The sequence below is a fragment of the Acidimicrobiales bacterium genome, from assembly GCA_036273495.1.
GTDB lineage: Bacteria > Actinomycetota > Acidimicrobiia > Acidimicrobiales > JAJPHE01 > DASSEU01.
Genome location: DASUHN010000396.1, coordinates 1 through 2,605, shown reverse-complemented (window position 1 = coordinate 2,605; position 2,605 = coordinate 1). Strand labels below are relative to the sequence as shown.

The window sequence follows — 2,605 nt, the reverse complement described above, 5'->3', positions numbered from 1 at the left end:
GACCGGACCCGGCTGTGGGACCGGATGGCGGGGTGGTCGCAGTGCCGACCGTGATCGCGCCCCGGCCCGGCCCCGACGACGGCTGGTTCTGGGACGCGGTGAGGCAGGGACAGCTGCTCCTGCGCCAGTGCGGCTCGTGCGGCCGGCTCCAGCACCCGCCCACTCCCCTGTGCCCGGCGTGCGGATCGGCCACGTGGACCACCCGCCCGGCCAGCGGGCGCGGAACGGTCTACGCCTGGCTCCTGTCCCGCCATCCCACCGAGCCCGACGCCGCGCCCCGCATCGTCGTGCTGGTCGAGCTGGCCGAAGGGGTCAGGCTGGTCTCGAACCTGGTCGAGACCGCGCCCGACGAGGTCCGCAACGACATGGCGGTCGAGGCCTGTTTCGTCGACTACGACGGGGTCGTCCTACCGCAGTTCCGCCCCGCCCGGGCGAGGGGCCGATGAAGGCGGCGGGCGCGGTCATCGCCGGGATCGGCCAGACGGAGTTCTCCAAGGACTCGGGGCGCAGTGAGCTCCAGCTGGCCGCCGAGGCGTCACTGGCCGCCATCGCCGACGCCGGGCTCACCCCCGCCGCCATCGACGGGACCGTCACCTTTGCCATCGACCCCAGTGACGAGCTCAGCCTCATCCGGACGCTCGGGATCCCCGAGCTCCACTACACGGCGCGGACCCGCGGGGGCGGGGGCGGGGTCAACGCGACCATCCAGCTCGCCGCCACCGCGGTCCTGGCCGGTGCCGCCGACGCCGTCCTCGTCTACCGGGCCTTCAACGAGCGCTCGGGCCGGCGCTTCGGCCAGCCGGTGGCCGGGCTCCGGGACCCCACCTGGAACTGGTACCAGCCCTTCGGCGTCGACACCCCCGCCAAGATCTACGGGCTGCAGTTCCAGCGGTACATGGCCCGCTACGGTGCGACCAACGAGGACTTCGGGCGCTACACCGTGGTGGCCCGCAGGCACGCCGCCACCAATCCGGCGGCCTGGTTCTACGGCCGCCCCATCACCCTGGACGACCATCAGTCGTCGCGCTGGATCGTGGAGCCCGTCCTCCGCCTGCTCGACTGCTGCCAGGAGAGCGACGGCGGGGTGGCGCTGGTCGTGACCCGCGAGGACCGGCTGGCCGACCTCCCGAACGGGGGAGCCCGCATCGTGGCCGCCGACCAGGTCCAGCTGGCCAACGGGGACGAGATGTTCAACTACTTCCACCCGGAGATGGCCGAGTTCCCCGAGGCGATGTCGCTGGGGCGCCGGCTGTACGAGCGGGCCGGGGTCGGCCCCGACGACATCGACGTGGCCATGATCTACGAGAACTTCTCCCCGATCGTGCACGTCCAGCTGGAGGCGTACGGGTTCTGTGGACCCGGCGAGGCGAGTGAGTTCATCGCCGCCGGCAACATCGACATCGGGGGGACGATCCCCGTGAACACCAACGGGGGTCTGCTGGGTGAGGCGTACATCCACGGGATGAACAACATCACCGAGGCCGTCCGCCAGCTCCGCGGCACCGCCGCCAACCAGGTGGCCGGGGCGGACCGGGTCCTCGTGGCCACCGGGCGCTCGGGGCTGATCCTCGGCCGGCCGTAGGCGGGGACCGCGCTGCTAGGTTCGGACCGATGGCCCGAGCGTCGTCGAAGCCCTCCTCCGACCAGGACGGCGACACCCGGCAACGGGTGATCGAGGCCGCCATCCGGTGCATCCTCGAGAACGGCTTCTACCGGGCCAGCTCCAACGCCATAGCCGAGCGGGCCGGTCTCTCCTGGGGCGTGATCCAGTACTGGTTCGGCAGCCGGGAGTCACTGATGCTGGCGGTGATGGAGGAGGGCACCGAGCGCCTCCGCCGCCTCCTGGCCGAGCGCCACATCACCGGGGCCACGATGAGCGAGCGGGTGGAGTCCTACTTCGACATCCTGGCCGACTACTACGGGCAGCCGGCCTGGCTGGCCTTCATGCAGGTGGCGCTCAACCTCAGCCACGATCCCGCCACGTCCCAGCGCAGCATCGAGATGCTGCAAGACATGAACGCCTCGGCCACTCCCCTCTTCGACCGACTGGCCCGAGAGCTGTTCCCCGACAGCGGCGAGAGGGACCCCCGCCTGGCGGAGTTCGTGTTCCACGCCGTGCGGGGCGTGGCCATGAGCGAGCTGATGCTCTCGGTCAACCGACCCGAGAGCCGAGCCGACTGGAGGCCGGACTTCACGGGCAGCCGGAGGCTCCTGGGCCGGGCCGTGGGCCATCTGGTCGAGGAGGGCTCAGTCAGGGCGGCGGGCACCCGGGTCCCCGGGACCACGCCCGCGGCGAACGGCGGGGACCCTGCTAGAGCGCCCGGTAACCACCCTCGAGATCGGTGACGTTCGTCAGCCCGAGGTCGCGCAGGGCCGCGGCGGCCAGGCTGGACGCGTAACCCTCGTTGCACACGATCACCACGCGTTGGCCGGGATCCCGCATCCCGTCCACGCGGTGGGCGCTCGTCGGGTCGAGCCGCCACTCGAGCACGGTGCGCTCGAGGATCAGGGCCCCCTCGAGGGCACCCTCCCGGTCCCGGGAGTCGGAGGGCCGGATGTCGACGACCAGGGCGCCGGCGGCCACCTCGGCCCCGAGTTGCGCCGG

At 72.1% G+C, this 2,605-nt stretch carries 4 protein-coding genes; 3 read left to right on the top strand and 1 reads right to left on the bottom strand.

All coding sequences use genetic code 11. The annotated features are described in order from the left end of the window. The 3 genes from VFW24_17335 to VFW24_17325 form a co-directional block, all read left to right on the top strand. On the top strand, positions 1–446 hold a 446-nt coding region (locus VFW24_17335), incomplete at its 5' end, for an OB-fold domain-containing protein (protein ID HEX5268531.1). Then, positions 443–1,582, top strand: a complete 1,140-nt coding sequence (locus VFW24_17330) for a hypothetical protein (protein HEX5268530.1) — start codon at positions 443–445, stop codon at positions 1,580–1,582. The genes VFW24_17335 and VFW24_17330, both read left to right, overlap by 4 nt. Before the next feature lie 29 nt (positions 1,583–1,611). Further along, positions 1,612–2,346 (top strand): TetR/AcrR family transcriptional regulator, encoded by a 735-nt coding sequence (locus VFW24_17325; protein HEX5268529.1) that lies wholly within the window; start codon positions 1,612–1,614, stop codon positions 2,344–2,346. Here the strand turns inward: VFW24_17325 and VFW24_17320 are convergent. Further along, positions 2,312–2,605 (bottom strand): rhodanese-like domain-containing protein (locus VFW24_17320; protein HEX5268528.1); only part of this gene is annotated, 294 nt, incomplete at its 5' end. The genes VFW24_17325 and VFW24_17320 overlap by 35 nt on opposite strands.